Source organism: Bradyrhizobium sp. WSM4874, from assembly GCF_055811835.1.
This window is the reverse complement of record NZ_JBVVPR010000008.1, coordinates 85847-112812: the sequence shown is the minus strand read 5'-3', so window position 1 is coordinate 112812 and position 26966 is coordinate 85847. Positions and strand designations below refer to the sequence as shown.

Annotated in this window: 24 protein-coding genes; 13 read left to right on the top strand and 11 right to left on the bottom strand. The window is 65.2% G+C overall.

Features of this window, described 5'->3' with window-relative positions; all coding sequences use genetic code 11:
* The first annotated feature begins 74 nt into the window (after window positions 1-74).
* The 7 genes from AC0L3P_RS10940 (at window position 75) to AC0L3P_RS10910 (ending at window position 11306) form a co-directional block, all read left to right on the top strand.
* Window positions 75-1073: an AAA family ATPase gene (locus tag AC0L3P_RS10940; protein WP_275171517.1), complete on the top strand. Its 999-nt coding sequence runs from the start codon at window positions 75-77 to the stop codon at window positions 1071-1073.
* Window positions 1073-2017 carry a DUF58 domain-containing protein gene (locus tag AC0L3P_RS10935; protein ID WP_354057281.1) on the top strand — a complete coding sequence of 315 codons (945 nt, stop codon included), beginning with the start codon at window positions 1073-1075 and terminating at the stop codon, window positions 2015-2017. The genes AC0L3P_RS10940 and AC0L3P_RS10935 overlap by 1 nt, the downstream gene beginning before the upstream one ends.
* Window positions 2014-4827: a DUF4159 domain-containing protein gene (locus tag AC0L3P_RS10930; protein ID WP_354057283.1), complete on the top strand. Its 2814-nt coding sequence runs from the start codon at window positions 2014-2016 to the stop codon at window positions 4825-4827. Before AC0L3P_RS10935 ends, AC0L3P_RS10930 begins: the two co-directional genes overlap by 4 nt.
* 7 nt (window positions 4828-4834) lie before the next feature.
* Entirely contained in the window at window positions 4835-6898 is a 2064-nt protein-coding gene (locus AC0L3P_RS10925; protein ID WP_354209127.1) for a hypothetical protein, read from the top strand.
* A 412-nt stretch (window positions 6899-7310) separates the two neighbouring features.
* The gene (locus AC0L3P_RS10920) at window positions 7311-8237 is read left to right on the top strand and encodes an alpha/beta fold hydrolase (RefSeq protein WP_473301859.1); all 927 of its coding nucleotides are present in this window, start codon (window positions 7311-7313) and stop codon (window positions 8235-8237) included.
* Window positions 8238-8395: 158 nt separating this feature from the next.
* A complete protein-coding gene (locus AC0L3P_RS10915; protein WP_473301858.1) occupies window positions 8396-8800 on the top strand; it encodes a DUF2946 domain-containing protein in 405 nt (134 codons plus the stop codon).
* Between the two features lie 148 nt (window positions 8801-8948).
* Entirely contained in the window at window positions 8949-11306 is a 2358-nt protein-coding gene (locus AC0L3P_RS10910; RefSeq protein WP_473301857.1) for a TonB-dependent receptor, read from the top strand.
* Between the two features lie 11 nt (window positions 11307-11317).
* On the opposite strand, the gene AC0L3P_RS10905 is transcribed toward AC0L3P_RS10910, so the two are convergent.
* From AC0L3P_RS10905 to AC0L3P_RS10885, 5 genes are all read right to left on the bottom strand, one after another.
* Window positions 11318-12487, bottom strand: a complete 1170-nt coding sequence (locus tag AC0L3P_RS10905; RefSeq protein ID WP_473301856.1) for a hypothetical protein — start codon at window positions 12485-12487, stop codon at window positions 11318-11320.
* Between the two features lie 31 nt (window positions 12488-12518).
* Window positions 12519-13196 carry a methyltransferase domain-containing protein gene (locus AC0L3P_RS10900; protein ID WP_473301855.1) on the bottom strand — a complete coding sequence of 226 codons (678 nt, stop codon included), beginning with the start codon at window positions 13194-13196 and terminating at the stop codon, window positions 12519-12521.
* A gap of 37 nt (window positions 13197-13233) precedes the next feature.
* Complete coding sequence (locus AC0L3P_RS10895) at window positions 13234-13749, bottom strand: GNAT family N-acetyltransferase (RefSeq protein WP_473301854.1); 516 nt, start codon at window positions 13747-13749, stop codon at window positions 13234-13236.
* Between the two features lie 67 nt (window positions 13750-13816).
* The gene (locus tag AC0L3P_RS10890) at window positions 13817-14764 is read right to left on the bottom strand and encodes a glycosyltransferase family 2 protein (RefSeq protein WP_473301853.1); all 948 of its coding nucleotides are present in this window, start codon (window positions 14762-14764) and stop codon (window positions 13817-13819) included.
* 62 nt (window positions 14765-14826) lie between these two features.
* Complete coding sequence (locus AC0L3P_RS10885) at window positions 14827-15318, bottom strand: NUDIX domain-containing protein (RefSeq protein WP_473301852.1); 492 nt, start codon at window positions 15316-15318, stop codon at window positions 14827-14829.
* Between the two features lie 80 nt (window positions 15319-15398).
* On the opposite strand from AC0L3P_RS10885, the gene AC0L3P_RS10880 reads away from it, so the two are divergent.
* Window positions 15399-16280: a metallophosphoesterase family protein gene (locus AC0L3P_RS10880; RefSeq protein ID WP_275171505.1), complete on the top strand. Its 882-nt coding sequence runs from the start codon at window positions 15399-15401 to the stop codon at window positions 16278-16280.
* A gap of 128 nt (window positions 16281-16408) precedes the next feature.
* On the opposite strand, the gene AC0L3P_RS10875 is transcribed toward AC0L3P_RS10880, so the two are convergent.
* From AC0L3P_RS10875 to AC0L3P_RS10865, 3 genes are all read right to left on the bottom strand, one after another.
* The gene (locus AC0L3P_RS10875) at window positions 16409-16963 is read right to left on the bottom strand and encodes a hypothetical protein (RefSeq protein ID WP_473301851.1); all 555 of its coding nucleotides are present in this window, start codon (window positions 16961-16963) and stop codon (window positions 16409-16411) included.
* Between the two features lie 182 nt (window positions 16964-17145).
* A complete protein-coding gene (locus tag AC0L3P_RS10870) occupies window positions 17146-17352 on the bottom strand; it encodes a DUF4170 domain-containing protein (RefSeq protein ID WP_007595122.1) in 207 nt (68 codons plus the stop codon).
* Window positions 17353-17382: 30 nt separating this feature from the next.
* On the bottom strand, window positions 17383-19014 hold the full coding sequence (locus AC0L3P_RS10865; RefSeq protein WP_275171501.1) for an isocitrate lyase: 1632 nt from the start codon (window positions 19012-19014) through the stop codon (window positions 17383-17385).
* Between the two features lie 229 nt (window positions 19015-19243).
* Here AC0L3P_RS10865 and AC0L3P_RS10860 point away from each other — a divergent pair, with 229 nt between their 5' ends.
* Entirely contained in the window at window positions 19244-20689 is a 1446-nt protein-coding gene (locus AC0L3P_RS10860; RefSeq protein WP_275171499.1) for a helix-turn-helix domain-containing protein, read from the top strand.
* A gap of 110 nt (window positions 20690-20799) precedes the next feature.
* Here AC0L3P_RS10860 and AC0L3P_RS10855 read toward each other — a convergent pair whose 3' ends face one another.
* Complete coding sequence (locus AC0L3P_RS10855) at window positions 20800-21093, bottom strand: antibiotic biosynthesis monooxygenase (protein ID WP_007607017.1); 294 nt, start codon at window positions 21091-21093, stop codon at window positions 20800-20802.
* Window positions 21094-21321: 228 nt separating this feature from the next.
* Between AC0L3P_RS10855 and AC0L3P_RS10850 the strand changes: the two genes are divergently transcribed.
* Both AC0L3P_RS10850 and AC0L3P_RS10845 read left to right on the top strand, forming a co-directional pair.
* Window positions 21322-22128: a hypothetical protein gene (locus AC0L3P_RS10850; protein ID WP_473301850.1), complete on the top strand. Its 807-nt coding sequence runs from the start codon at window positions 21322-21324 to the stop codon at window positions 22126-22128.
* Between the two features lie 165 nt (window positions 22129-22293).
* Window positions 22294-22641 (top strand): hypothetical protein, encoded by a 348-nt coding sequence (locus AC0L3P_RS10845; RefSeq protein WP_473301849.1) that lies wholly within the window; start codon window positions 22294-22296, stop codon window positions 22639-22641.
* A gap of 195 nt (window positions 22642-22836) precedes the next feature.
* Here AC0L3P_RS10845 and AC0L3P_RS10840 read toward each other — a convergent pair whose 3' ends face one another.
* The gene (locus AC0L3P_RS10840) at window positions 22837-23478 is read right to left on the bottom strand and encodes a tetratricopeptide repeat protein (protein ID WP_354057312.1); all 642 of its coding nucleotides are present in this window, start codon (window positions 23476-23478) and stop codon (window positions 22837-22839) included.
* Window positions 23479-23612: 134 nt separating this feature from the next.
* Window positions 23613-24545, bottom strand: a complete 933-nt coding sequence (gene htpX, locus AC0L3P_RS10835) for a zinc metalloprotease HtpX (RefSeq protein ID WP_473301848.1) — start codon at window positions 24543-24545, stop codon at window positions 23613-23615.
* A gap of 249 nt (window positions 24546-24794) precedes the next feature.
* On the opposite strand from htpX, the gene AC0L3P_RS10830 reads away from it, so the two are divergent.
* Together AC0L3P_RS10830 and AC0L3P_RS10825 are read left to right on the top strand one after the other, a co-directional pair.
* Window positions 24795-26096: a lytic murein transglycosylase gene (locus tag AC0L3P_RS10830; RefSeq protein WP_473301847.1), complete on the top strand. Its 1302-nt coding sequence runs from the start codon at window positions 24795-24797 to the stop codon at window positions 26094-26096.
* 269 nt (window positions 26097-26365) lie between these two features.
* Window positions 26366-26869, top strand: a complete 504-nt coding sequence (locus tag AC0L3P_RS10825) for a DUF1993 domain-containing protein (protein WP_275171490.1) — start codon at window positions 26366-26368, stop codon at window positions 26867-26869.
* Window positions 26870-26966: the final 97 nt, after the last annotated feature.

Below are 26966 nucleotides of genomic sequence, written 5' to 3'. Positions count from 1 at the left end.
CCCACGTCTTGAGTTGAGGACGTGATGACATGACGACGCAAGCGAGCCGCATGGCAGGCTGAAGGAGCTAACGGATGGCGGAGAGTGTCGAGAAGCTCGAAGACGGGATAGTCCGTTCGGCCGAGCAGGTGTCGAGCCAAATTCGCGCGGCAAAGGATGCGATCGCGTCCGTCATCTTCGGTCAGGATCGCGTGATCGAGAACACGCTGGTCACCATCCTCTCCGGCGGCCATGCGCTGTTGATCGGCGTCCCCGGCCTCGCCAAGACCAAGCTGGTCGAGACGCTCGGCATCACGCTCGGCCTCGATGCCAAGCGCATCCAGTTCACGCCCGATTTGATGCCATCCGATATTCTCGGCGCCGAAGTGCTCGACGAGAGCACCTCCGGCAAGCGTGCCTTCCGCTTCATCTCCGGCCCCGTGTTCGCGCAACTGCTGATGGCCGACGAGATCAACCGCGCCAGCCCGCGGACGCAGTCGGCGCTGCTGCAGGCGATGCAGGAGCAGCACATCACCGTTGCCGGCGCGCGTCACGATCTGCCGAAGCCGTTCCACGTGCTCGCCACGCAAAACCCGCTGGAGCAGGAAGGCACCTATCCGCTGCCTGAAGCCCAGCTCGACCGTTTCCTGATGGAGATCGACGTCGACTATCCCGACCGCGACGCCGAGCGCCGCATCCTCTTCGAAACCACCGGCGCCGACGAGACGCTGGCCAAGGGCGCGATGACACCTGATGCACTCATCACCGCGCAGCGACTGATCCGGCGCCTGCCGGTCGGCGATTCCGTGGTCGAGGCGATTCTGTCGTTGGTGCGCTCGGCCCGTCCGGGTCCGGACGGCGGCGACACCAGCAAATTCATCGCCTGGGGACCGGGCCCGCGCGCCAGCCAATCGCTGATGCTCGCGGTGCGCGCACGCGCGCTGATCGACGGCCGCCTCGCGCCCTCGATCGACGACGTGCTCGACCTTGCCGAGCCCGTGCTGAAGCACCGCATGGCGCTGACGTTCCAGGCGCGCGCCGAAGGCCGCACGATTCCGGACGTGATCAAGCAGCTCAAGACACGGATCGGTTGATGGCCGCAGAGAACGGGCACGCAGCGAAGGAGATCATCGCGATCCGACGTGCCGATGGCGAAAGCCGCACGCTCGCCGCTTCGCTGCCGCGCCTGGTGCTCGAGGCCCGCCGTATCGCCGCCAACGTCATTCACGGTTTGCACGGCCGCCGTCGCGCCGGCTCCGGCGAAAATTTCTGGCAATACCGCCGCTTCGTCTCCGGCGAGCCCTCGCAGAACGTCGACTGGCGGCGCTCGGCGCGCGACGATCTGCTCTATGTCCGCGAGCTCGAATGGGAAGCTTCGCACACGGTCTGGATCTGGCCCGACCGCTCGCCGTCGATGGCCTTCGCTTCAAAACAGGCGCGCGAATCCAAGCTCGAGCGGACGCTGATCGTCGCCTTCGCGCTGGCCGAGCTGCTCGTCTCCGGCGGCGAACGCGTCGGCATTCCCGGGCTGATGGCACCGACCGCAAGCCGCAGCGTCATCGACAAGATGGCGCAGGCGATGCTGCATGACGATGCCGACCGCTTGAGCCTGCCGCCGTCCTTCGTGCCCGCGGCGCTGGCCGAGACGATCGTGCTGTCGGATTTCTGGTCGCCGATCTCCGAGATCAGGACCACGCTCGCCGGACTGTCCGGCTCCGGTGCGCATGGCACGCTGGTGCAGGTCGTCGATCCCGCCGAGGAATCATTCCCCTATTCCGGCCGCGTCGAGTTCGTCGAACCCGAGGGATTCGGCGTGATCACCGCCGGCCGGGCCGAGAGCTGGACGCTGGATTACACCGCGCGGCTCGCGCTGCACCGCGACCAGATCCGCGCCGAGACCAACAAGCTCGACTGGCTGTTCACGACGCATGCCACCGACCGCTCTGCCGCCGAGCTGCTGCTGTTCCTGCACGCCGGCATGCAGGTGAGCAAATCGGGCGCGCGCACCACCACGATCAAGGCGGGGCCGGCCGCATGATGGGACTGCCGCTCGCCTTCACCGAACCGCTGCTCCTCATCGGCCTCGTCAGCCTGCCGGTGCTGTGGTGGCTGTTGCGCGTGATGCCGCCGCGGCCGCGCCGCATCGAGTTTCCGCCGACCCGCCTCCTGTTCGACATCGCACCGCGCGAAGAGACCCCGTCGCGGACGCCGTGGTGGCTGACCGCATTGCGGCTGCTGGCTGCGGCGCTGGTCATTTTCGCCGCCGCCGGTCCGATCTGGAATCCGCAAACAGGTGCGGCCGCGAGCAAGGCGCCGCTGATGATCATGTTCGACGATGGCTGGAGCGCGGCCTCGAACTGGGACATCCGGATCAGGGCCGCCGACGAGTTGATCGCGAGTGCCGAGAACGACCGCCGTGCGATTGCGCTGGTGCCGCTGTCCGAGCCGAACCGCGATATCACCCTGATGCCGGCGGGCGCCGCGCGCGTCGCGCTGCGGCAGCTGACGCCAAAGCCGTATTCGATCGACCGCGTCGAGACCCTGACCGCAATCGATCGCTTCCTGAAAGCCACGGGCGAATGCGAGATCGCCTGGCTCTCCGACGGGGTCGACACCGGTCGCGGCGAGGAATTCGTGGCTGGCCTCGGCAAGACCGTCGGCGATCGCAGCCTGACTGTGTTCGAAGGCGGCACCTCCTCAGCCCTGGCCCTGGTCGCGGCCGAGAACGCCGCAGCCAGGATGACGGTGAAGGTGCTGCGCACCGACGGCGGCATCGCCATCGGCACCGTGCGCGCGCTGGACCAGAAGTCATCGCCGATCGGCGAAGCGCGTTTTTCGTTCGGTGCGCAGGACAAGGAAGCCGAAGCGTCGTTCGATCTGCCGGTCGAGCTGCGCAACGACATCACGCGGCTTGAAATCGCCGGTGAGCGCTCCGCCGGCGCAGTGCAGCTGCTCGACAAGCGCTGGCGCCGCCGTGCCATCGGCATCGTCTCGGGCTCGACCAGCGAGACCGCGCAGCCGCTGCTGGCGCCGACCTTCTATCTCACCCGCGCGCTGGCGCCGTTCGCCGACGTGCGGCTCGCCGACAAGGGCTCGCCGCAGCAGGGCATCACGCAGTTCCTCGACCAGAAGCTGCCGATGATCATCCTTGCCGATGTCGGCACCATCGCCCCCGAAATCCGCGAGCGTCTCAATGCCTGGATCGATCAGGGCGGCGTGCTGGTGCGGTTCGCCGGTCCGCGGCTGGCGCAGGCCGAGGACGATCTCGTTCCGGTCAAGCTGCGCAAGGGCGGCCGGACGCTCGGCGGCAGCCTGACCTGGGAAAAGCCGCAACATCTGGCCTCCTTTGCCGCCGATGGTCCGTTTGCCGGTGTCGTGGTCCCCAAGGACGTCACCATCAGCCGCCAGGTGCTGGCCGAGCCCGACGCTGTACTTGCCACCAAGAGCTGGGCGTCGCTGGAAGACGGCACGCCGCTCGTGACCGGCGAGCATCGCGGCAAGGGCGTCGTCAGCCTGTTCCACGTCAGCGCCGACATGCGCTGGTCGGATCTGCCCATGTCGGGCACCTTCGTCGAAATCCTGCGGCGCGTCGTCGACATGTCCGGCTATACCGCCAAGCCGGGTCCAGGCGTTGCCACTGAGGCGACCGCCGAAACGGTGGCGCCGCTGCATATCCTCGACGGCTTCGGCGCCTTCGGTCCGCCGCCGGCCGCCGCCAAGCCGCTGCCCGCGGATTATCGCGACCGCGCCACACCCGATCATCCGCCGGGCTTTTATGGTCCGGCAGAAGGACCGCTCGCCGTGAACACGCTTGCCAGCGCCGACCGTATCGCAGCCCTGAACACCGCAAGCCTGCGCGCCCGGCACGCCACCTACACCAATGCCGAGCCGCAGGACTTGCGCGGCTGGCTGCTGTCAACGGCGCTCGCGCTGTTCCTGATCGACGCCATCATCGTCGCGGTGCTCGGCGGCGGCCTTGCCGCGCTGCTGCGCCGCCGCGCCGCGCCCGCGATGATCGTCTTCGGTCTGGTGCTCGCAGGCCTCGCCTCGTTCGTGCCGACGCCATCGCACGCGGACAGCGCATCCGACGAGTTCGCGATGAAGGCGGTGTCGCAGACCCGCCTCGCCTATGTCGTGACCGGCAATGCCGACGTGGATTCCATCGTCAGGGCCGGGCTGTCAGGACTGACGCTGTTCCTGGCGCAGCGCACCGCGCTTGAGGCCGGCGATCCCGTCGGCATCGATCCGGCGCGCGACGAGCTCGCCTTCTTCCCGCTGATCTACTGGCCGATCGTGCCCGGCGCGCCCAAGCCGTCGCGGGACGCCATCAACAAGATCGACGCCTACATGAAGCAGGGCGGCACCGTGCTGTTCGACACTCGCGACGCGGTCGAAGCGCCGCCCGGCGCCAACGGCGCCGCGCAGACCCCGGCCATGCAGACGCTCCGCGAGATCCTGTCCTCGCTCGACGTCCCCGAGCTGGAGCCGGTGCCGCGCGAGCACGTGCTGACCAAGACCTTCTTCCTCTTGCGCGACTTCCCCGGCCGCTTCACCACCGGCCAGACCTGGGTCGAGACCTTGCCGCGCGAAGAGGACGAGGACAGCGCGCAGCGGCCGGCGCGCGGCGGCGACGGCGTCTCACCGATCATCATCACCTCGAACGACCTTGCCGGCGCCTGGGCCGTGCGGCCCGACGGCCAGGCCATGCTGCCGGTGACCGGCGGCGACCCCCGCCAGCGCGAATTCGCCTACCGCGCCGGCGCCAACATCGTGATGTACACGCTGACCGGCAACTACAAGGCCGACCAGGTGCACGCACCGGCTCTGATCGAACGGCTGGGGCAGTAGGATCTATATGAATTACGGCATCGCATTCACGCCGCTGGTTCCCGCGATCGTCCTGTGGATCGCGCTGGCCGCGATCGTCGTCATCGCGATCGTGCTGCTGCTGGCGCGGGCGCGCGGCGCTGCCGTGCGCGTGGCCGCGTTGGCGCTGTTCCTGCTGGCGCTCGCCAACCCCTCCTTCACCCGCGAGGACCGCGATCCGCTCACCTCGGTCGCCGCCATCGTCGTCGACAAGAGCCCGAGCCAGAATTTCGGCAATCGCAATCGCGAGGCCGCTCAGGCGCAGGAAGCGCTGGTCGACAGCCTGAAGAAGATCAAGGGGCTCGAGGTCCGCGTCGTCGATGCCGGACAGGCCGACGGCGAGACCGACGGCACAAAGCTGTTCGGGGCGTTGGCCTCGGCCTTGTCCGACGTGCCGGTCGACCGCGTCGCCGGTGCGTTCCTGATCACCGACGGCCGCGTTCACGACATTCCGGCCAACGCTGCCGGGCTCGGCTTCCAGGCGCCGGTGCACGCGCTGATCACCGGGCAAAAAGACGAGCGCGACCGCCGTATCGCGGTCATCGCTGCTCCGCGCTTCGGCATCGTCGGACAGCCCCAGACCATCACCTACCGCCTCGACGACCAGGGCGTCAGCGGCGAGCGCGCCAAGGTCACGGTCCGCAGGGACGGCGAGGTCATCAACGAGCGCACGCTTTCGAGCGGCCAGGCGGCAAGCGTCGAAGTCGACATCAAGCATTCCGGGCCGAACATCGTCGAGATCGAGGCCTCGCCGCTCGAGCGGGAATTGACGCCGGTGAACAACCGCGCCGTCGTCGCCATCGACGGTGTGCGCGACAAGCTGCGCGTGCTGCTGGTCTCGGGCGAGCCGCATTCCGGCGAGCGCACCTGGCGCAACCTGCTCAAATCCGATGCCAGCGTCGATCTTGTCCACTTCACCATTCTGCGGCCGCCGGAGAAGCAGGACGGCACGCCGATCAACGAATTGTCGCTGATCGCGTTTCCGACTCGCGAGCTGTTCCAGCAGAAGATCAACGAATTCCAGCTGATCATCTTCGACCGCTATGCCCGCCAGGGCGTGCTGCCGATCGCCTATTTCGACAACATCGCACGCTACGTGCGTTCCGGCGGCGCGGTGCTGGTCTCGGCCGGCCCCGATTACGCCTCCAACACCAGCATCTGGCGCACGCCGCTGGATTCGGTGCTGCCGGCCGAACCGGTCGGGGTGACGGAAAAGCCGTTCTACGCGCATCTGTCCGACGTCGGCAAACGCCATCCCGTCACGCGCGGCCTCGAGGGTTCGGCCTCCGAGCCGCCGCGCTGGAGCCGATTCTTCCGCACCGTCGACACCCGCAATGCGGTCAACCCGCCCGTCATGACGGGCGTCGACGGTAAGCCGCTGCTGTTCCTGTCGCGTTTCGGCGAGGGCCGCGTCGCACTGCTGCTCTCCGACCACATCTGGCTGTGGGCGCGCGGCTATGAAGGCGGCGGCCCGCATCTCGACCTGTTGCGGCGGATGTCGCACTGGCTGATGAAGCAGCCTGATCTGGACGAGGAAGCGTTGCGCCTGCAGGTGCAGGGCAAGAATCTCGTGGTGGTGCGCCAGACCATGGCGGACAGCGTTCAGCCGGTGAGCGTGACCTCGCCGTCGGGCGTGTCGCGCGACCTGACGCTTGCAGCCGGCGATCCCGGCGAATGGCGCGCCAGCCTGCCGGCGAGCGAGCTCGGCCTGTGGCAGGCCACCGATGGCACGCTGAAGGCGCTGATCAATGTCGGCCCGACCAATCCGAAGGAGTTTTCGGAAGTCACCTCCACCGTCGACACGTTGAAGCCGCTGACCCAGGCGACCGGCGGTGACGCCGTGCGCGTGGTCGACGGCGCCAGCGTCGAGCTGCCGCGCATCCTGCCGGTCCGCTCGGCGAGCGTCTTCCATGGTGACGGCTGGATGGGCGTGCGGATGCGCGACGCCAGCGTCGTGAAGGGCGTCGGCGTGCTGCCGATCTTTGCCGGCCTGATCGGGCTGCTGCTGCTGCTCGGCGCGTTTGCTGCGACGTGGATGCGCGAGGGGCGCTAGGCGGCTTACGCGCCTCCCTTCGCTTCCCGTCAGTCAGATTGAATCCCCATCTCCCGTTCTTCGCCGGAAGCTCCATAGCGCCTTCGGCCCCGAACTCGGTCGAATGTAGCGCGTTGTGAAATCTGGGGGCGGTTCTTCCTCGGCCCTGGGCAGGCGTGTCCCTGTCCAAGCATCGCCCCCCGCGGACAAGAGCAGTTCTGGACGCAGCCTTCGCAGCACCCAATTAGCGCGAGCGCTCCGTGAGCGCATCACGTTCAAGAACCCAGCCGAATTCAAGCGGAGCTACTCGACCATGACAGACCCACTTCCACCAATCAGTTCTGGAGCCGAACTAGGCCTCGACCAGCGCACGTTCAGCTCGCCTCGACAGACAACGCGCTACATCGAGTGCGGGCCGGCCGACGGACCGTTGATGATCTTCGTCCATGGCTGGCCGAGCATCAGTTTAATGTGGCGCGCGCAGATGGATGCGTTCGCCGCCGACGGTTGGCACTGCGTCGCTCCCGATCTGCGCGGCTACGGCGGCTCTACCACGCCTGCAGCCAACGACGCCTATACCATCGAGGAAATCGTGACGGACATGGCCGAACTCCATGATCACCTTGGCGGCAAGCCTGCGATCTGGGTTGGTCACGACTGGGGCTGTGTTGTGGTTGGTCAGTTGGTCGCGCATCAGCCAAGGCGCAGCCGCGGCGTCGTGCTGACCTCACTGGCGTACCAACCCGACGGGCACGCCATGCGCACAGTCGTCCCGCTGGTCGACCGAACGATTTATCCGGTTGACCAATATCCGGACGGCCAATGGGATTACTACCGCTACTACAACACGCACTTCGAGGCGGCAGTCGCCGATCTCGATGCAGATCTGGCCGCATCGCTGGCGTCGATCTTTCGGCCAGGCAACCCCGCCGGCATCGGCAAGGTTTCGCCGAAAGCGATGGTCACGCGCAATGGAGGGCGCTTTGGCGCCGCGCACCGCGCCCCGCCGACTGAGCCCGATCCGGCTCTCTGGCCGCCGGCGGACTTCGACGTGCTGGTGCAGTCGTTCAAGGCTCATGGCTTCCGCCCATCCTGCGCGTGGTACCTGAACGACGACGCCAACGTCGCCTATGCGCGCAAGGCACCCAATGGCGGCCGCCTGTCGCAGCCGGTGCTGTTCGTTAACGGCGACTTTGATCAGATCTGCAGCATCACCGGAAATCGCCAAGGTGACCCGATGCGCGCCGCCTGCCCGGACCTGACCGTGACGAGCATGCCCGCAGGACATTGGCTGCCGCTGGAGCGCAAGGCAGAACACATCGAGGCCATTCGCACCTGGCTCCAGAGCAAAAAGCTCTGATGCCGTAGGCCTTCAGTTGCCCGCACAACACATCGAGGAGCCGGCTGGCGCGGGTCGGCTCGACAGCAGTTGACATCCGCAGACCGATCGGGCGATGTTACATTATAACGTCGCGGGATCAGGGGATGATGCCTCGCGATGTGGGGTGGCGTTTTCGGATGAAGTGGTTCCGGTCGAATATCAGGCACGGCGCCCGGCTCGCGATCTTCGCGATGCTGGTGCAGTTCGCGCTGACGTTCGGCCACAGCCATTGGTTCGCCCAGGCCGCTCCCCTTGCCCAATCCTCGCTTCAGCAGACCGACAGCAACCAAAGTCTCGCTTTGATCGACCGCGCTGCGATCGAGAGGCAATCGCCGTTGGCTCCGGACAGGGAGCACCCGGGCGAGGACAATTGCGCGATCTGCGCATTGGTCGCGATGGCCGGCACCGTCATCTTCGCGGCGCCGCCTGTGTTGTTGCTGCCGCAGGCAATTGACCTGCTCTACCGCACCACCGACGCCGAATTCGTCCATCTGAAATCGGCCGGCACGGCATTCCAGCCCCGCGCCCCTCCCGCGTCCTGACTTCCAACATCGCTTGATCACGCCCAGGCTCGCCGCTTTCAGGCGCATGCCCGGGAGACGTTGAAGTCGAATTCCGTCGCGCAGCGACGGCAGGCCGCCTCCGATCAGCAGACGAACTTGCGGACGGCGCCTGACTGGAATCAGGACCATGTCATTCAAATTGCGGCGCGCGCAGCGTCTTGGTGGAGCAAGCCTGCTCCTGCTCGGCGCCGCCACCTCGGCGCTCGCCGAGGATAAATCATCGACCGAGATCCCCGCCGTCACCGTGACGGCTCCGAGCCCCATCGTACGCAGGGCAGTGGTGCCGAACCGCAATCCGGGCCGCCCCACGCGAACCGCGCGGGCCCGCAGCCACGAACGCACCGCGGACGCCACGCCGGCAGCCTCCACGCCGACCGCACCTCAGCAGGGCGTGCTGCCGATCGTCACCAACCAGTTCGCGACGGTCACGGTGGTGCCGAACGAGGAGATCCGCCGCGAGGGCGGCGGCCAGCTTGGCGATCTCCTGTTCTCCAAGCCCGGCATCACCGGTTCGAGCTTTGCGCCCGGCGCGTCCAGCCGGCCGATCATCCGGGGGTTAGACGTCAACCGCGTCGGCATCGTCGAGAACGGCACCAATTCCGGCGGCGCCTCCGACCTCGGTGAGGATCACTTCGTCCCGATCGATCCGCTCGCGACCAACCAGGTCGAGGTGGTGCGCGGGCCGGCTGCGCTACGCTACGGCTCGACCTCGATCGGCGGCGTCGTCAGCGCCACCAACAACCGGATTCCCGACGCGCTGCCGTCCTGCGCTCCATCGTTCCAGGCTTACGGCATGCCGGCCAAGGCGCCCCTCGCAACGGCCGCGACGTCGCCTTGCGTCACCGCCGAGACACGCAGCGCGTTCAGTTCGGTCGACCGCGGCGTCGAAAGCGGCGTGCTGCTCGACACCGGCGGCGGCAATTTTGCGTTCCATGCCGACGTCTACGGGCGCAACACCACCGACTACAGCATCCCGAGCTACCCGTATCTGAATGACCAGACGCGGACCGTCGCCAACGGACGCCAGCCCAATTCGGCGACACGCTCGGACGGCGCCTCGATCGGCGGCTCGTACTTCTTCCAGGGCGGCTATATCGGCGCGGCGATCACGCAGAACGACTCGCTCTACCACATTCCCGGCATCGACGGCGCCGACCACAACACGCGGATCGACGGCCATCAGACCAAGATCAACGTCAAGGGCGAGTACCATCCCGACGCTACGGCGATCGATGTCGTTCGCTTCTGGGCCGGTGCGACCGACTATCGCCACAACGAGATCGGGCTTGCCGATCCCGCCGATCCCAATACCGACGGCGTGCGGCAGACCTTCACCAACAAGGAGCAGGAGATCCGCACCGAGGTGCAGCTGATGCCGTTCAATGCGCGCTTCGCCGAGGTGACGGCGGCGCTGGGCTTCCAGGTCGGCCATCAGGAATTGAGCGCGCCGAGCCCGGACAATCCGGGCACGCTGTTCAACGGCCTGTGGGACCCGAACAACAGCACGCGCGTTGCCGGTTACGCCTTCAACGAGTTCAAGTTCACGGACGCGACGCGGGCGCAGATCGCCGGCCGCATCGAGCATGTCGAGCTGCACGGCACGACGCCGGATTTTCCCGCGGACTTCCTGCCCGACGGCACGCCGCAGACGGGCATCGGCCGCAATCCGTCCTTCACGCCGAAGAGCGGCAGCATCGGCCTGTTGCAGGACCTGCCGGGCGGCTTGGTCGGCAGCATCACCGCGCAATATGTCGAGCGCGCGCCGAAGGCGGCCGAGCTGTTCTCGCGCGGCGCGCATGATGCGACCGCGACCTTCGACATCGGCAACCCCAACCTCGGCATCGAGACCGCGAAGTCCGTCGAGGTCGGGCTGCGCAAGGCGACCGGGCCGTTCCGGTTCGAGGCGACCGTTTACTACACGCACTTCAACAACTTCATCTATCGCCGTCTCACCGGCGTGATGTGCGACGACGACTTTGCCTCATGCGGCACACCTGGCGCCGAGGTGAACCAGGCGGTCTATTCGCAGCGGGACGCGAATTTCCGCGGCGGCGAATTCCAGTCACAGCTCGATGTCGGAGCATTCCAGGGCGGCATCTGGGGCATCGAGAACCAGTTCGACGTGGTCCGTGCCACCTTCACCGACGGCACCAACGTGCCGCGCATTCCGCCGGTGAGACTGGGCGGCGGCGTGTTCTGGCGCGACGACAATTGGCTGATGCGCGTCAATCTGTTGCACGCCTTCGCTCAGAACAACGTCGCCGTGATCGCGGAGACGCCGACGGCGGGCTACAATTTGCTGAAGGCCGAGGTCAGCTACAAGACCAAGCTCAACCCGAATGCATTCGGTGCGCGCGAGATGATCGCCGGCCTCGTCGGCAACAATCTCCTCAACGAGAACATCCGCAACTCGGTGTCCTACACCAAGGACGAGGTGTTGATGCCCGGCATCGGCGTGCGGGCGTTTGCGAATTTCAAGTTCTGAAAGCGCGATAGCTAGCCGGACTTCATCGCGCGTTGGCTGAAAGCGGCTGTTTCAGGGGCGTCCTCTGCCGCCTCCTGAAACAGCACGGCAAACAGCAGGGTCCACAATGTCAGGAGAGAAATGGGGATCGTGTAGTATGGCGTCGCGATCGGATAGGTGAAGAAGAAGGCGAGGTTGAGCGCCAGATTGGCCAACGTGAGCAGCGCGACGCGGCGAATGTGGTTTGCCTGCCGCAACAGCCAGATCGAGCCTGCAATTCCGATGACGATCAGCAAGGTCTGGAGCGGATCGGCGAGATAGTCCCGGACCACCGCGAACGAAAAATCCAGCGGCCTGACATCGGGGTTGTTGCCATAGGTCGATGCGAACGGACTGCCGGCGTTGACGGCGTAAGAGACGACGGTCGGGATCACACCGGCCAGCAACGCGACGCCGAACACGACCCCTTGCAAGAACCGGGACCATGTTCGTTCCGCGAGAAACGCGACGAGGAGAAACACGCCATAGCCGGACGCCAGGAAAAGGTTGGCCAACCGGAAATCGACGGTCAATCCGAGCAGAAAACCGATGGGCGCCAGCAGCCAGATCCCCGGTTGGGATCGTGGGCTCGCCAGCCATCGCGCCGTGAGACATCCTGCAAGCGCGCACACGACGACCGTCGGGGCCATCGAATAGCTCGCCTTGACCGGATTGACCATCAGGTAGATCGCAACACAGCCGAACGTCCCGGCCATCACGACCGACCTCATGTTGCGCGCAAGGGAAAGGGCAAATAGCGCGAAGCCGAGGACGACAATGGTCGCCAGCATGTACATGGGCACGACCTGGTGACCCGGCGGAAACAACGCCAGCACGAGGCCGACACCCGGCGGGTATTGACTGACGACCTTCCCCGTGGCCGGCATCAGATTGTGACAGGGCGCAGCGGTCGTATCGTTCCAGTCCGGGTAGCCGATCTCCTTCAGCTTTGCTTTCTGATAGCCATCGTCGTCGCGGGCGAGGTTGGTGTCGAAGCCCTGTACCAGCCCGAACCTCTGGAACAGATGCGCCTGCCTGAGGTAGCAGATGTCGTCATAGACGCCGCGCGCTTCATTCCATCGCATCATGGTCCAGAAATGGCCGACCAGCACCGCGAGAAACAACACGGCGAAGACGGCTTTGCTGGCGTGGATTTTGTTCATCGGGATCATGCTGCGGGGAGGCGTCGCTGCTTTAGCGGAATGCAAGATAGAGATTGGACGAGAGCGGGCCGAGCGACAGACCGGTGTAGCCCACGGCCGCGGACTTGGGGGTGGAGGACTTGGCGGCGAGCTCCAGCAGCCGTTTTCGCGTCATCAGAATCAGGTTCTGCTCGTCGGTCCATTCCGACTTGCCGGCGATCCTGCAGGCGATCCTGAAGGTGCCGTCCAGATAATGCGCAAGCGGGATGGCCGTGTGGTGCTCGACCGGAAAGAACCTGTTGGGCACCGTGATGAACACCCGCCGTGCGACGCGGCAAAGCTCCTCGACCAGGAGCACCTGATTTCGATGGCTGCCGGCATGCTCGAGCACGGCATTGGACGTCGCGACATCGAACGCATTATCGTCAAACGGCAGCCGTGTATTCGGTTCGATCTGCACGTAACGGCAAAGCGGAAAAGCCGCCTTGAATCCTAATCCTTCGCCAAGCCCGCAGGCCGTGATCTTGTGCTGATGCGGGTAGCTTCTCTCCAGTACGTTTGCACCGTCGTTGATGACGTCGGAAACGCCGACATCCAGGATCTCGTCCGCCGCGGACGGCTGCATCTGGGCGATGAAACCCTGGAAGATGCGGTCGCGCGCCGCGATCAGCAGCTTTTCCGCCGTGCTCCCGGACGCCACTTCACGGTAATATTGCTGATCGACCGGCACTGCCCTACCTTCATGTGAGCTTCGAAGCGATGGCGCGTCAGGTTCGCGTCTTGCTCCAGTCGGGACCGACCGGCCCCGACACACCTTCGAACGCGCCTTCGACGAGCTCAATGACGAGGAGCCGGCTGTAATCGACCGGGCCCGGCATGGTCACGCGCCCCTTGGCGACCTGCTTGAAGCCGACGCGACTGTAATAGGGCTCGTCACCGACCAGCAGCACCAGACGATGGCCCTGCGCCTTCGCATCCTTCAGCGCGCGCTCGAGCAGCAGCCGGCCGACGCCGCGGCTGCGGAACGGAGGCTCGACCGTCAAGGGCCCGAGCAGCAGTGCCGGCGTATCGCCGACGCAAATCGGCAATTGCCGGACGGATCCGACCAGCAACGTTCCGACGCGGGCGGTGAAGGATAGATCGAGCACATGATCCACATGCTCGCGGATGCGGTATGCGCTGAGCACGAAGCGGCCCGGTCCGAAGGTGCGTTCGTGCAGCCGCTCGATTGCCTGAGCATCGCCGACAGCTTCCGACCGGATGGTGAGGGAGAGATCGTTCATCGCGTCGGCGGGATATCACCTTGGAGGGCGGCGGTCCATGGGATTACGCCCGGCCCCGAAGGCAATTTCAGGTCCGCCCGAGCGGCGGCTGGGACAGGTAGGCGAGCATCTTCATTTCCCGCCGCCCGCGCGTCACGGTGTCGAGCACGAGCCCCGACGAAGCCGAAAGCAGCGCCATGATCATCAGACCCATGGAGAGCACGGCGGTCGGTAGGCGCGGTACGAGGCCGGTTTCGAGGAAGGTGATCACGACCGGCAGCCCGAAAGCAATCGACAGCAGCGCGAAGACGATGCCGATCGCCGAAAAGAACCGCAGCGGCCGTTCCGACCGGTTGAGCTTCAGCATCGTGTTCAAGATGCGCAAGCCATCCTGCCAGGTGTTGAGCTTGGAGAAGGAGCCTTCCGGGCGCGCGTAATAGGGCGTCTCGACCTCGGCGACCGGCAGCGACAATTCCAGCGCATAGACCGCAAACTCGGTCTCGATCTCGAAACCGCCGGACAGGACCGGGAAGGATTTGACGAAGCGGCGCGAGAACACGCGGTAACCGGACAGGATGTCCTTGAAGGCGTGGCCGAAGGTCGATGCCAGGAAACCGGTGAAGAGCCGGTTGCCAATGCGATGACCGCGCCGGTAGGCCGCTTGCGATTGATCGACACGCAGACCGACAACCATATCCAGATGCTCATCGAGGAGCTGGTCGATCATGCGCGACGCGCTCGGCGCGTCGTAGGTCGCATCGCCATCGACGAGCACGTAGATGTCGGCCTCGATGTCCGCGAACATGCGGCGCACGACGTGGCCCTTGCCCTGGCGCCGTTCGCTGCGCACGATCGCTCCCGCCTCGCGCGCGACCGCCGCGGTACGGTCGGTCGAGTTGTTGTCGTACACGTAGACCTCGGCCGCAGGCAGCGCCTTGCGGAAATCGGCGACGACCGTCGCGACGGCGGCTTCTTCATTGTAGCAGGGCACCAGCACGGCGACCCGAAACGGCCATGGCCTTGTCGATTCAGACAATCTTCATCCCTCGTCCCTGCGCCGACACCGCAGGCGCGGCGATTTACTAGCACAGGCCGCCATCATCGCCACGTCGCAATCAAGGGCTTGCCGTCCAGCACTTCCGCGATCCGCAGCCGCGTGCCGGGCGTGGTCCCCTCGGGCAGCGCGGTGACCGCGAAGAACCCGCACTCGGCGATCTCGCGGTTGGGCGCGGGCAGACGATCCTGCTTGAACTGCCTGACGACGTAGACCGCGACATGGTCGCGGCGGGAGACGTGACTGTTGAGGAAGATGCCGTGCAGCACGGCGTCGCCGGTGAGATCGATATCCCCCTCCTCCTTGAGCTCGCGCCGCAGCGCCTGCTCCATGCTCTCGCCGAGATCGACGCCGCCGCCGGGCAGATACCAGCCCATGACGTAGCTGTGCCTGACCAGGAACACCCTGGTGTCGGCATCCAGCACCACGGCGCGGACGCCGAGCGTCATGCCGCGGACCAGCAGGAAATAGGCGTGGAAGATTCGCCGCAGCAGCGGCTCGAATCTCCGTCGGACGTGGTTCAGACGTTCCGCCATCGGGCTCCCTTGCTGCCCCGCTTGCACCTGGCCTGCGACCTTGCCATTACAGCGGGCGAATAGCGAGGCAATCGCCCCCAATGGCCCCCTTCACGCTCGCCCATCTGTCCGACCCGCATCTGCCGCCGCTGCCGACGCCGCGGTTGATCGAGCTCGCGGGAAAGCGCGCGTTCGGCTATGTCAACTGGACGCGCAACCGTCACAAGTACCAGCGCCGCGAGGTGCTCGACGCACTCGTCGCCGACGTGAAGGCGCAAGGTCCCGACCACATCGCGGTCACAGGCGATCTCGTCAATCTCGCGCTGGAGGCGGAGTTCGCGCCGGCGCGCGCCTGGCTCGAGGGCGTCGGTCCGCCCGACCGCGTCACCACGATTCCCGGCAATCACGACGCCTATGTCCGCGCCTCCTCTCATCGCTTCGGCGAAACCTTCGCGCCCTATCTTGCGGGTGACGATGGCCGTATCGGCTTTCCGAGCCTGCGCCGGCGCGGGCCGCTCGCGCTGATCAGCCTGTCCACGGCGGTGCCCACCTTGCCGTTGATGGCGACAGGCACGCTCGGACGCGATCAGCTCGCATCGCTCGAAGAGGTGCTCGAGCAGCTCGCGGCCGAGGACGTCTTTCGCGTGCTGCTGGTGCATCATCCATTGAAGTCCGGCGCGCGTCACAAGCGGATGACTGACTCGGCCGGGCTGCTGACGCTTTTGAAACGCCATGGCGTCGAGCTGATCCTGCACGGGCACGACCACATTCATTCGACGATGTGGTTCGAAGGACCCAACCGCAACATTCCCGCAATCGGCGTGCCCTCGGCCTCCGCGCTCGCGCACGGGCACACCCCGGCTGCGGCCTACAATCTGTTCACGATCGATAAGGACAACACCGGCTGGCATTGCGAGCAGACGGTGCGGAGCCTGAGGGCCGGATTTCAGATCGGGCAGATCAAGCATGTGAAGTTGATTTAGTCTCACGCCGTCATTGCGAGCGCAGCGAAGCAATCCAGAGTCCCTCCGCGGCGGCAGCCTGGATTGCTTCGTCGCCAGCGCAAAATTGCTTCGCAATTTTGTCGCGGGCTCCTCGCAATGACGACGCCTCACCAGCTCCGCAGGGCCGCGAGCACGGCGACGCCGAACAGCGCAGCGGCGCCGAGCACGAACCCCAGCACGAATGGCCAGAGGCGCGAGCGGCGCCGCGGCGGCGCGACGTCGGGCTTCGGCTCGGGCGGGACCACCATCGCATGCTCGCGCTCGATCATGCGGCGCGCGACGTAATCGGTCACGGCCTCGACGATGACAGACGTGTCGTGCGATTCGGCGAGCACGATGCGGCCGAAGCGGGTGTCCTGCACGAAGCGGTACATCCGCTTGTCGCGCCCCATCAAGATGTGCGCGACGACGTCGATCCAGAGCCTGGGCGTATCGCCCTGGCTGATGCCGCGGTCGAACAGGTCGATCTGCTCAGGCACCTGTGCGAACAGGGGATCGAGCGAATCGTTGAGGATCTCGAGCCGCGCCACCTCGGCATCGCGCAAATCGACGACGACGCCCGTCCGGTCGGCGGCCTCGATCCGCGCGCGCAACAGCGCATCGCGCAGCCGCACCGGGCGCGGCTGGCTGGGATGGATCCCGCTGGTCTCGGGCTCTGACATTGGCGGCCTCGTCCCTCACTTGGCCGGATTAACCTATCAGCAACCAAAGTGTCCGCAAAGGCCCTACAATTCCAGTTACTTACGGTGCCCACAGGCCGTTCACCTGTGCCAAAAACAGACGGTCCCACCCGGCTTGCGCCGGATGGGACCCTCCGTCCTTGGACGTCTTCTTATCCAGGTTATCAGGCCGAGACCCGCGACGGCTCTTCCACGATCGAGAAGCGGACGCCCGCCTTGTGGCGGTTCTCTTCCGAGACCGAGCGCCAGGCGTCCTCGGCCTCCTTGCGGGTCTTGAACGGACCCTGCACCTGGGCCGAACCTTCCACCAGCTTGTGGAAGTTCATCGAGCCGAACTCGCCGCCGATCACCCAGAAATTGCTGTTGGTCATTGTCAGTCTCCTGTCGATTAGCGTGATGCGTTAGCCGAACTGGTTCATCGTGTTGTGGGCGCCGCCCGCCTTCAGGGCAGCCTCGCCGGCGAAGTATTCCTTGTGGTCGTCGCCGATGTCGGAGCCGGCCATGTTCTGATGCTTGGCGCAGGCGATACCCTGACGGATCTCGGCGCGCTGGACGTTCTTCACATAGCCGAGCATGCCCTGGTCGCCGAAATATTCCTTCGCCAGATTGTCGGTCGAGAGCGCCGCCGTGTGGTAGGTCGGCAACGTGATCAGATGGTGGAAGATGCCGGCACGCTTGGCCGAATCCGCCTGGAAGGTACGGATGCGCTCGTCGGCTTCCTTCGCCAGCGGCGTATCGTCGTATTCCGGCTTCATCAGCTCGGCACGATTGTACTTGCTGACGTCCTGGCCGGCTTCCTTCATCGCGTCGTAGACCTGCCAACGGAAGTTGAGCGTCCAGTTGAACGAGGGCGAGTTGTTGTAGGCCAGCTTCGCGTTCGGAACCACCTTGCGGATCCGGTCGACCATCTTGGCGATCTGCTCGATATGCGGCTTCTCGGTCTCGATCCAGAGCAGGTCGGCGCCGTTCTGCAGGGAGGTGATGCAGTCCAGCACGCAGCGGTCTTCGCCGGTGCCCGGGCGGAACTGATAGAGATTGGAGGGCAGCCGCTTCGGACGCATCATCTTGCCGTTGCGGTTGATGATGACGTCGCCATTGCGGGCGTTCTCCGCCGTCACTTCCTCGCAATCCAGGAAGCTGTTGTACTGGTCGCCGAGGTCACCGGGCTTGTGGCTGACCGCGATCTGCTGGGTCAGGCCGGCACCGAGCGAGTCGGTACGGGTCACGACGATGCCGTCTTCTACACCGAGTTCGAGGAAGGCGTGGCGGCAGGCCCGGATCTTGGCCAGGAACACCTCGTGCGGCACGGTGACCTTGCCGTCCTGGTGGCCGCACTGCTTCTCGTCCGAGACCTGGTTCTCGATCTGGAGCGCGCAGGCACCCGCCTCGATCATCTTCTTGGCGAGCAAATAGGTCGCCTCCGCATTGCCGAAGCCGGCGTCGATGTCGGCGATGACGGGCACGACATGGGTCTGGAAGTTGTCGATCTTCTCGATCAACTCCTTCTCTCGGGTCTTGTCGCCTTCCTTGCGGGCCTTATCGAGGTTGCGGAAGATATCGTTCAGCTCGCGCGAATCGGCCTGACGCAGGAAGGTGTAGAGCTCTTCGATCAGCGCCGGCACCGAGGTTTTCTCGTGCATCGACTGGTCCGGCAGCGGGCCGAACTCGGAACGCAGCGCCGCGATCATCCAGCCGGACAGATACAAATAGGTGCGATCGGTCTTGCCGAAGTGCTTCTTGACCGAGATCAGCTTCTGCTGGGCGATAAAGCCGTGCCAGCAGCCCAGCGACTGCGTGTACTTGGTGGGATCGCCGTCATAGGCGGCCATGTCGGCCCGCATCAGCGCCGCGGTGTAGCGGGCAACGTCGAGGCCGGTCTTGAAGCGATTCTGCAGGCGCATGCGGGCGACCGCCTCGGCCGACACCCCGTTCCACGTCGGCTGGGTCTCCAGGAGCGACCGGGCCGCCTCGACCTCACTCTGATACGAGGCGGGGGCCTGGAGGGTGCTGATGCCACGGGGTTGGTAATTCATGTGCCTGATCCTTTCGCTGACGATGGCCACCAGCCATCGACATTCTTGACAATGCATTGCGAGATGCGTGTCAGAAGCTAAACGCGAGAAAGCTCAGCTCGTATAGTGCGCTTGTATTTGAATGGTGATGTCATGTAACATCGGTACTTGTAATAGATGTCACTTTGTAAATCTTGTAAACACAGAAGGTCAGCAAGGCTGTCCTTGATGTCCCTCTGGAGGCCTGAGAATGCCCGCCGGTTCCAGCAAAAAGCTCTTCGTCGGCCCGCGCTTCCGGCGGATTCGGCAGCAACTGGGGCTGTCCCAGACCCAGATCGCCGAGGGGCTCGGGATCTCGCCGAGCTATGTCAACCTGATCGAGCGCAACCAGCGTCCGGTGACCGCCCAGATCCTGCTGCGGCTGGCCGAAACCTACGACCTCGACCTGCGCGACCTCGCGACCGCCGACGAGGACCGCTTCTTCGCCGAACTCAACGAGATCTTCTCCGACCCACTGTTCCGCCAGATCGACGTTCCCAAGCAGGAATTGCGCGATCTCGCCGAGCTCTGCCCCGGCGTCACCCATGCGCTGCAACGGCTCTATGCAGCCTATACCGAGGCCCGCCAGGGCGAGACGCTGGCCGCGGCACAAATGGCCGACCGCGACGTCGGCACCCGCTATGAGGCCAATCCGGTCGAGCGCGTCCGCGAGCTGATCGAGGCCAATCGCAACTACTTTCCGGAACTCGAGCAGGCCGCGGAGACTCTGCGCGACGAGCTGAACGTGCCGGCCGAAGAGCTTTACGCGGCGCTCGCGGCACGGCTGCGCGAAAAGCATTCGATCCAGACCCGCATCATGCCGGTCGACGTGATGCGCGAGACGCTGAGGCGCTTCGACCGCCACCGCCGCCAGCTCCTGATCTCCGAGCTGGTCGACCCGCCCGGCCGCGCGTTCCAGCTCGCCTTTCAGCTCGGCCTAGTTGAATGCGCGCAGCATCTGGAGACCATCATCGGCCGCGCCGGCCCGCTCGACGACACACCGCGCCGCCTGTTCCGCATCACGCTCGGCAACTACTTTGCGGCCGCCGTGATGATGCCCTACCCGGCTTTCCTGGCTGCGGCGGAAGCATTGAACTACGACATCCATCTGCTGGCGCAGCGCTTCAATTCCGGCTTCGAGCAGGTCTGCCATCGGCTCACGACGCTGCAGCGGCCGAACGCGCGCGGCATCCCGTTCTTCCTGCTTCGTGTCGACAATGCCGGCAACGTGTCGAAGCGATTTTCATCGGGCACGTTCCCGTTCTCGAAATTCGGCGGCACTTGTCCGTTGTGGAACGTGCACTCGACCTTCGACACGCCTGACCGCCTGCTGAAGCAGGTCATCGAGCTGTCGGACGGCACGCGCTATTTCTCGATCGCGCAGATGGTGCGCCGCCCGGTCGCGCCGCACCCGCTGCCGCAGCCGCGCTTCGCCATCGGCCTCGGCTGCGAGATCCGTCACGCCGCGCGCCTCGTCTATGCTGCCGGCATCGATCTGGAGAAAACGGAGGGCACGCCGATCGGCGTCAACTGCCGTCTCTGCGAACGGGAAAACTGCGCCCAGCGCGCCGAGCCGCCGATCACGCGCACGCTGATCCTGGATGAGACGACGCGGCGGGTGTCGAGTTTTGCGTTCTCGAATGCAAGGGAGTTGTGAGAGGCACATCTGCCTCCTCGTCATTGCGAGCGAAGCGAAGCAATCCAGACTGTCTCCGCAGTGACAGCCTGGATTGCTTCGTCGCTCCGCTCCTCGCAATGACGAAGGCTTCACGCCAGCGTATGCACGATCACCGGCCCCGCGGCGGCGCGGGCGTCGCCTGCAAGCAGCGCGCCCAGATCCTTCTCGATCCAGGCAATCGCACGCCGGTTCGCCTCCTCCGCCTGCTCGAACTTGTCGAAGATCGAAATCGCCGTGACGGTGTCGTCGCCGGCGTAGACGACGTAATAGGCACGGAAGCCGTCGACGTCGCTGATGATCGGAACGGCGCCTTCCTTGATACGGCGCGCCAGCTCTTCGGCGCTCCCGCTTTTTGCCTTGGCCTGACGGATGGCGGCATACATGGCATCCTCCCTTCCGGCTATCTGGTTTGGGGCTTGGTGCCCGGATCGCATGCTACGCCGAACCGCGCAGGCAATCCACGCTTGGTTAACCCGGCACTAATCCGTCTCCGCTATCTGCAACCATCAATTAAGCACGCCTCAACATCGCTGCCTTAGTCTTGCCCCACTCACTTTTCGCAAACAACGGCGGCTTATTCTGTCGCGTGAAGTGACATCAGGGGGTTCATCATGCGCATTGCGTTGCTGCTGACCGCGACCATTGTCGGCGCGCTCTTTGCCAATTCGTCCCATGCCGGACCGCTTGATGCGTCCGCCGGCGCAGCGCAGGCGTTACCGCCGGGCTTCCAGAGCTACCGCGGCTACATGTTCGACCTGTCGGAGAATTCCGACCGCAAGGATGTCGACAAGCTCACCGACAAAGTGAAGAGCCAGATCGACGTGGTCGAGGCAGCCGGCCTTTCGCCGCGCGTACTGCGCTTCTTCCGCACCGTCCCGATCATCGCCAGCGAACTGGCCTGCCTCGACGAAGGCGCCGCGACCGCCTGCTACGGCCGGGTCACGCCTGACATCCAGCGCACCGCTCCCCGCACGCTGACGGTCTGGGACCCCAACAAGCAGCGCTGGAGCAATCCGAACGCCGTCGACCTCGCGGTCGATTCCGGCCTTGGCGTGATCATGCTGCGGCCGGACATGATGCGGTACGAAAAGGAAGCCGTGCTGCTGCACGAGCTCCTGCACGCCTACCACGCGCGGCTGTTGCCGGACGGCTACGCCAACAAGGGCGTGATCGGCTATTACGCCTACGCCAAGTCCAAGGATCTACTCCCCAAGGAATCCTATGCGCTGAAGAATCACATGGAATTCTTTGCGGTGACCGCCAGCATCTTCCTGGCCGGCAAGAGCGAATTCCACGACCCGAAGTCGCGCGAGGCGCTCAAGGAGAAGCTGCCGGACTATTACAAATATCTGGTCGGCGTGTTCGGCTTCGACCCCGATCCGGCAGCGGCAAGCGGCCCGGTCGCCTCGCTGAAGTAAGGCCAAAAACGCCAAACCAAGCCCGAGAGCCGCGCGCGCAGCGCGGCTCTTTTGTTTTGGTCACCGGAAGCTGCGGATGACGCGTGGCCGGGAATTGCCAAGGTAGGGGCCGATCTGCATAGTCCCGCCCGCATCGATACCTGTTTTCGAAGAGGATAGAACAACATGGCGGACGCCGACCTGGATGTCGTGATCCGGCAACTGGCCAGACAGCTGCATACGGGCCTGATGACCCGCGCCAAGGAGCGGCGGGATCGATTCAACGGCCTTGCGGCCAAGGCCAAGAGCAAGGAGACCGGCGACCGCTTCAAGATGATGGCCAAGGCCACCATGGAGCAGGCCATTGCCGCTGCCAAGCGCCTGCAGATGTCCGCCGACAACGTCGCCGACAGCTACGCACGGTCGATGCGGATCGCCGCCAGCACACCTGTCGCGGTGAAGGTGGAGAAGAAGGCGCCCAAGGAAAAGCCGGTGAAGAAGGCGAAGAAGGCCAAAGCCAAGAAGGCGAAGTAGGCGCTCACTTTCTTCCTTCTCCCCTTGTGGGAGAAGGTGGCGCGAAGCGCCGGATGAGGGGTTGTTTCCGCGGATTTCAACCGCAGCAGGCTCACGCGCGGAGAGATACCCCTCACCCGTCTCGCCGCTTCCCGGCGAGCCACCCTCTCCCACAAGGGGAGAGGGTTGCAGCGGCGCATGCAGCTCCAGATATCTCTACCTTCCTGGCGCGGCGAGGCGGGTCGGCTCGGCGCTTGCCAGTTCGGCGAGCTTAGCGCGCGCCGCATCGCGGGTGTGGGCATCCTTGCCGGCGGGCAGCGCCAGCGCGGCCTCGAAATCGGCGCGTGCCTCATCCGCTTGGCCGCGGGCGAGAAAGGCGAGGCCGCGGTCGAGCCGAGACTGCGCATCCGACGGGTCGACGCGAACTGCAGTGTTGTAGCTCAAGATCGCGCGATCGAGATCGCCGGTTGCGGCGAGCGCGAGACCGCGCTGGTGATAGGGCCCGGCGTGCCTGGGATCATGCGCGATCGCCTCGTCATAATCCTCGATGGCAAGTTCGAGGTCGCCGTTCTGCCGGCGCGCCAGCGCCCGATCGCGATAGAGCGAGGCGCGGTTGGGATTGAGGTGGATGGCCTCGTCGAAATCCGCGATCGCTCGCCGCCAGTCGCCGTGGCGCAGCGCGATCCGTCCGCGCCCCTCATAGGCGAAAGCGATCAGCGAGCCGCGCAGCGGCGAGAAGCCGATCACCGCCGAGCAGATGTCCGGGTCGTCCTCGTCCCCGCAATTGACGACGGTGTGCGTGGACAGGCCAATCAGCACGCCCAGGACGATCAACAATGGTACCGCAGCTTTGGTCATCTTCGACGGCGGCAGGCAAAGGGCCGGCCACGCATCCCCTTTCGCAGGAACTGTCACGGCAGGGTGTTAACACCGGCCGGGACCCTCCTATGTGCGACAGGTCACAAAGCGCGCAAATTAGGGCCGCGTCTGCATCAACCCCAAGGACCGCGCGAGGACGAGCGGCCCCACGGGCTTCGCGGCGGATAGTTCTCATTGGCGCCGACCGATGGCGCCGCCTGCGCGCCAAGCTCGGCTGCTAGCTGCTGAAGCGCCGCGATGCGATTCTGCGTCGAGGGATGGGTGGCGAACAGATTGTCCACGCCATGGCCCGACAGCGGATTGATGATGAACATGTGCGCGGTGGCGGGATTTCGTTCCGCCTCGACATTCGGGACCTGATGCGCCGCGCCTTCGATCTTCACCAGCGCCGATGCCAGCCACATCGGCTGACCGGCGATGCGTGCGCCGAGATTGTCCGCGGCATATTCGCGCGTACGACTGATGGCCATCTGCACCAGCATGGCGCCGATCGGGGCTAGGATCATCATCAGGATCGAGCCGACGATGCCCGGGCCGTTGTTGTCGCGGTTGCCTCCGAAGAACATGCCGAACTGCGCCAGCATCGAGATCGCACCCGCAATAGTCGCGGTCACAGTCATCAGCAGCGTGTCGTGGTGCTTGATATGAGCGAGCTCGTGCGCGATCACGCCGGCGAGCTCCTCGCGGCTGAGCTGGCGCATCAGCCCGGTGGTGACCGCAACCGCGGCATTCTCGGGATTGCGCCCGGTGGCAAACGCGTTGGGCTGCGGCTCATCCATCAGGAACACGCGCGGCATCGGCAAGCCGGCGCGGCTCGCAAGCTCGGCCACGAGCCCGACCAGCTCCGGGGCGCTGCTGCGGTCGACCTCATGGGCGCCATACATCGACAGCACCATCCGGTCGGAGTTCCAGTAGGTGAAGAGATTGGTCGCCGCGGCAATGACGAGCGCAATCATGGCGCCGCCGGCACCGCCGATCAGATAGCCGACGCCCATGAACAGGGCGGTGAGGCCTGCGAGCAGCATTGCGGTACGAAGATAATTCATGGCCGTCTCCCGAGGCCGGCCGTGGCCGCTGGAGGCGTTGCGGGCCGGCGAGCATGAGGTAGGGATGACCCCCGTCCACGTGCAAGGTTTCAGGGTGCGTCGCGGAGACGCGGCACTGGCCCAACATTGCCTTTCCGTCATGCCCGGGCTTGTCCCGCCTGCGCGGTCATGACGAAGGGATGGTTTGAGGCGCTCAATTCCCTTAAGCTTTGGCAAGATTCCCCACGCCCCTTCCCCGCCGGAAACCTCATGCTCCAGACCCGATTTGCGATCGCGGCCGCCGCCCTGCTCACGCTCGCCCTTCCCGCCTCCGCCCAGTTCGCGCCGCCACCCGCAAAGCCGGCGGCCCCCAGGGCCACCGCGCCCTCGCCGCGCGCGGCGTCGTGCCACAACGGCGCGAACTTCGATCGCTTCCTGGCCGACGTGAAGCAGCAGGCCGTTGCCGCCGGCGTGTCGCAGCGGACGATTGCGGCGGCCTCGCCTTACCTCGTCTACGACCAGGGCATCGTCAACCGCGACCGTGGTCAGCGCGTGTTCGGCCAGCTCTTCACCGAATTTGCCGGCCGCATGGCCGCGCCCTATCGCATGCAGAACGGCCAGCAGCACATCAAGCAACATGCGGCCGCATTCGCCCGCGCGGAAAAGGAATACGGCGTGCCGCCGGCAGTGATCGCCGCGTTCTGGGGACTGGAGAGCGACTTCGGCGTCAACATGGGCAATCTGCCGACACTGAAATCGCTGGTGTCGCTGGCCTATGATTGCCGCCGCTCGGAGATGTTCGTGAACGAGACCATCGCCGCGCTGAAGATCATCGACCGCGGTGATTTGCATCCCGACGAGATGGTCGGCTCCTGGGCGGGCGAGCTCGGACAAACCCAGTTCCTGCCCGTGCATTACGTCAACTATGCCGTCGACTATGACGGCGACGGACGGCGTGACCTCCTCCGCAGCGAGGACGACGTGATTGGCTCGACTGCGAACTACATCGCCAACGGGCTGAAGTGGCGGCGCGGCGAGCCGTGGCTGGAGGAGATCAAGGTGCCGCAAAACCTGCCGTGGGATCAGACCGATCTCACGGTGCGAGAGCCGCGCTCGAAATGGGCACAACTCGGCGTCACCTATCCCGACGGCCGACCGCTGCCGAACGACAATCTCACGGCTTCCGTGCTGCTGCCGATGGGGCGCTTTGGTCCGGCCTTCATGGCGTACCCGAATTTCGCGGCCTACACCGAGTGGAATAACTCGCTGATCTATTCGACCACCGCGGGTTATCTCGCTACCCGCATCGCGGGCGCGGCTCCGATGCGAAAGCCGTCCACGCCGGTCGCGCAGCTGCCGTTCAACGAGCTCAAGCAATTGCAGCAGCTTCTGGTCCAGTCCGGCTTCAACGTCGGCAAGGTCGACGGCGTGCTGGGCCAGCAGAGCCGCGCCGCGGTGAAGGCGATGCAGATCAAATACGGTCTGCCGGCCGACTCCTGGCCGACGGCCGAGCTGCTCGCTCGCATGCGCGGCGGCACGGCGCAGGCACAGCCGGCGGCCACGATCCGCTAAGCACTAGAATCGCTGTCACGCCCCGCGAAAGCGGGGCATCCAGTACGCCGCGGCCTATCGATACAATCACAGCTGCCTCGGAGTACTGGATCGCCCGGTCAAGCCTTAACGATGACAGCGGGGGGTATGGCGCCGATAGCACCACAAGCCCGCGCGGTAGAATTTTCGCACTGCACAAGCCGCTCGCGCGATTGTATTTTTCCATGAGGTTCCCATGTGAGTGGCTCAGGTTTTTCTCCTGAGATTTCCCACCACAGAGCGAGCATCACATGTCCTTCCACGACGCCGTCGTTCCCGCCTATTTGCAAATGCTGAACAGCCTGACCGGCCTGCTCACGAAAGCCGAGGCGCATTGTGCGGCCAAGAAGGTCGATCCCGCCGTCCTGCTCGGCTCCCGCCTGTTTCCGGACATGCTGCCGCTCTCGAAGCAGATCCAGCTGGTCAGCGATTTCGCAGCCAAGGGCTGCGCCCGGCTGACCCATAGCGAAGTGCCGTCCACACCGGACACCGAGACCAGCTTTGCCGAATTGAAGCAGCGGCTCGCCAAGACCATCGACTATGTGAAATCGTTCAAGCCGGCGCAGTTCGAGGGCGCCGACACCAAGGACGTCACCTTCCCGGCCGGCCCCGACAAGTCCATCACCATGAAGGGCCAGCAATTCCTGAGCGCGTTCTCGCTGCCGAACTTCTATTTCCATGCCGCGACCGCCCACGGGATCTTGCGTCACAACGGCGTCGAAATCGGAAAGCGCGACTACATGGGCGCGAACTGAGTTTTCCAACTCGTGCGACCGCGGCAGGGAGATCAAATCCACTGCCGCGGCCCGCAATTGCACATCAATTAAGCTGCGCAAGGCCCGTGCGCAGCTC

Excerpts from the sequence above, each read along its gene's own strand:
- AC0L3P_RS10870 (WP_007595122.1), bottom strand. The coding sequence starts at position 17,352 with ATGACCAACAGCAATTTCTGGGTGATCGGCGGCGAGTTCGGCTCGATG.
- AC0L3P_RS10915 (WP_473301858.1), top strand. The coding sequence starts at position 8,396 with ATGAAGTGGTTCCGGTCGAATATCAGGCACGGCGCCCGGCTCGCGATC.
- htpX (WP_473301848.1), bottom strand. The coding sequence starts at position 24,545 with ATGAATTATCTTCGTACCGCAATGCTGCTCGCAGGCCTCACCGCCCTG.
- AC0L3P_RS10940 (WP_275171517.1), top strand. The coding sequence starts at position 75 with ATGGCGGAGAGTGTCGAGAAGCTCGAAGACGGGATAGTCCGTTCGGCC.
- AC0L3P_RS10875 (WP_473301851.1), bottom strand. The coding sequence starts at position 16,963 with ATGTCAGAGCCCGAGACCAGCGGGATCCATCCCAGCCAGCCGCGCCCG.
- AC0L3P_RS10855 (WP_007607017.1), bottom strand. The coding sequence starts at position 21,093 with ATGTATGCCGCCATCCGTCAGGCCAAGGCAAAAAGCGGGAGCGCCGAA.
- AC0L3P_RS10930 (WP_354057283.1), top strand. The coding sequence starts at position 2,014 with ATGATGGGACTGCCGCTCGCCTTCACCGAACCGCTGCTCCTCATCGGC.
- AC0L3P_RS10935 (WP_354057281.1), top strand. The coding sequence starts at position 1,073 with ATGGCCGCAGAGAACGGGCACGCAGCGAAGGAGATCATCGCGATCCGA.
- AC0L3P_RS10860 (WP_275171499.1), top strand. The coding sequence starts at position 19,244 with ATGCCCGCCGGTTCCAGCAAAAAGCTCTTCGTCGGCCCGCGCTTCCGG.
- AC0L3P_RS10850 (WP_473301850.1), top strand. The coding sequence starts at position 21,322 with ATGCGCATTGCGTTGCTGCTGACCGCGACCATTGTCGGCGCGCTCTTT.
- AC0L3P_RS10910 (WP_473301857.1), top strand. The coding sequence starts at position 8,949 with ATGTCATTCAAATTGCGGCGCGCGCAGCGTCTTGGTGGAGCAAGCCTG.
- AC0L3P_RS10865 (WP_275171501.1), bottom strand. The coding sequence starts at position 19,014 with ATGAATTACCAACCCCGTGGCATCAGCACCCTCCAGGCCCCCGCCTCG.
- AC0L3P_RS10925 (WP_354209127.1), top strand. The coding sequence starts at position 4,835 with ATGAATTACGGCATCGCATTCACGCCGCTGGTTCCCGCGATCGTCCTG.
- AC0L3P_RS10885 (WP_473301852.1), bottom strand. The coding sequence starts at position 15,318 with ATGGCGGAACGTCTGAACCACGTCCGACGGAGATTCGAGCCGCTGCTG.
- AC0L3P_RS10845 (WP_473301849.1), top strand. The coding sequence starts at position 22,294 with ATGGCGGACGCCGACCTGGATGTCGTGATCCGGCAACTGGCCAGACAG.
- AC0L3P_RS10825 (WP_275171490.1), top strand. The coding sequence starts at position 26,366 with ATGTCCTTCCACGACGCCGTCGTTCCCGCCTATTTGCAAATGCTGAAC.
- AC0L3P_RS10895 (WP_473301854.1), bottom strand. The coding sequence starts at position 13,749 with ATGAACGATCTCTCCCTCACCATCCGGTCGGAAGCTGTCGGCGATGCT.
- AC0L3P_RS10905 (WP_473301856.1), bottom strand. The coding sequence starts at position 12,487 with ATGAACAAAATCCACGCCAGCAAAGCCGTCTTCGCCGTGTTGTTTCTC.
- AC0L3P_RS10880 (WP_275171505.1), top strand. The coding sequence starts at position 15,399 with ATGGCCCCCTTCACGCTCGCCCATCTGTCCGACCCGCATCTGCCGCCG.
- AC0L3P_RS10830 (WP_473301847.1), top strand. The coding sequence starts at position 24,795 with ATGCTCCAGACCCGATTTGCGATCGCGGCCGCCGCCCTGCTCACGCTC.
- AC0L3P_RS10840 (WP_354057312.1), bottom strand. The coding sequence starts at position 23,478 with ATGACCAAAGCTGCGGTACCATTGTTGATCGTCCTGGGCGTGCTGATT.
- AC0L3P_RS10920 (WP_473301859.1), top strand. The coding sequence starts at position 7,311 with ATGATCTTCGTCCATGGCTGGCCGAGCATCAGTTTAATGTGGCGCGCG.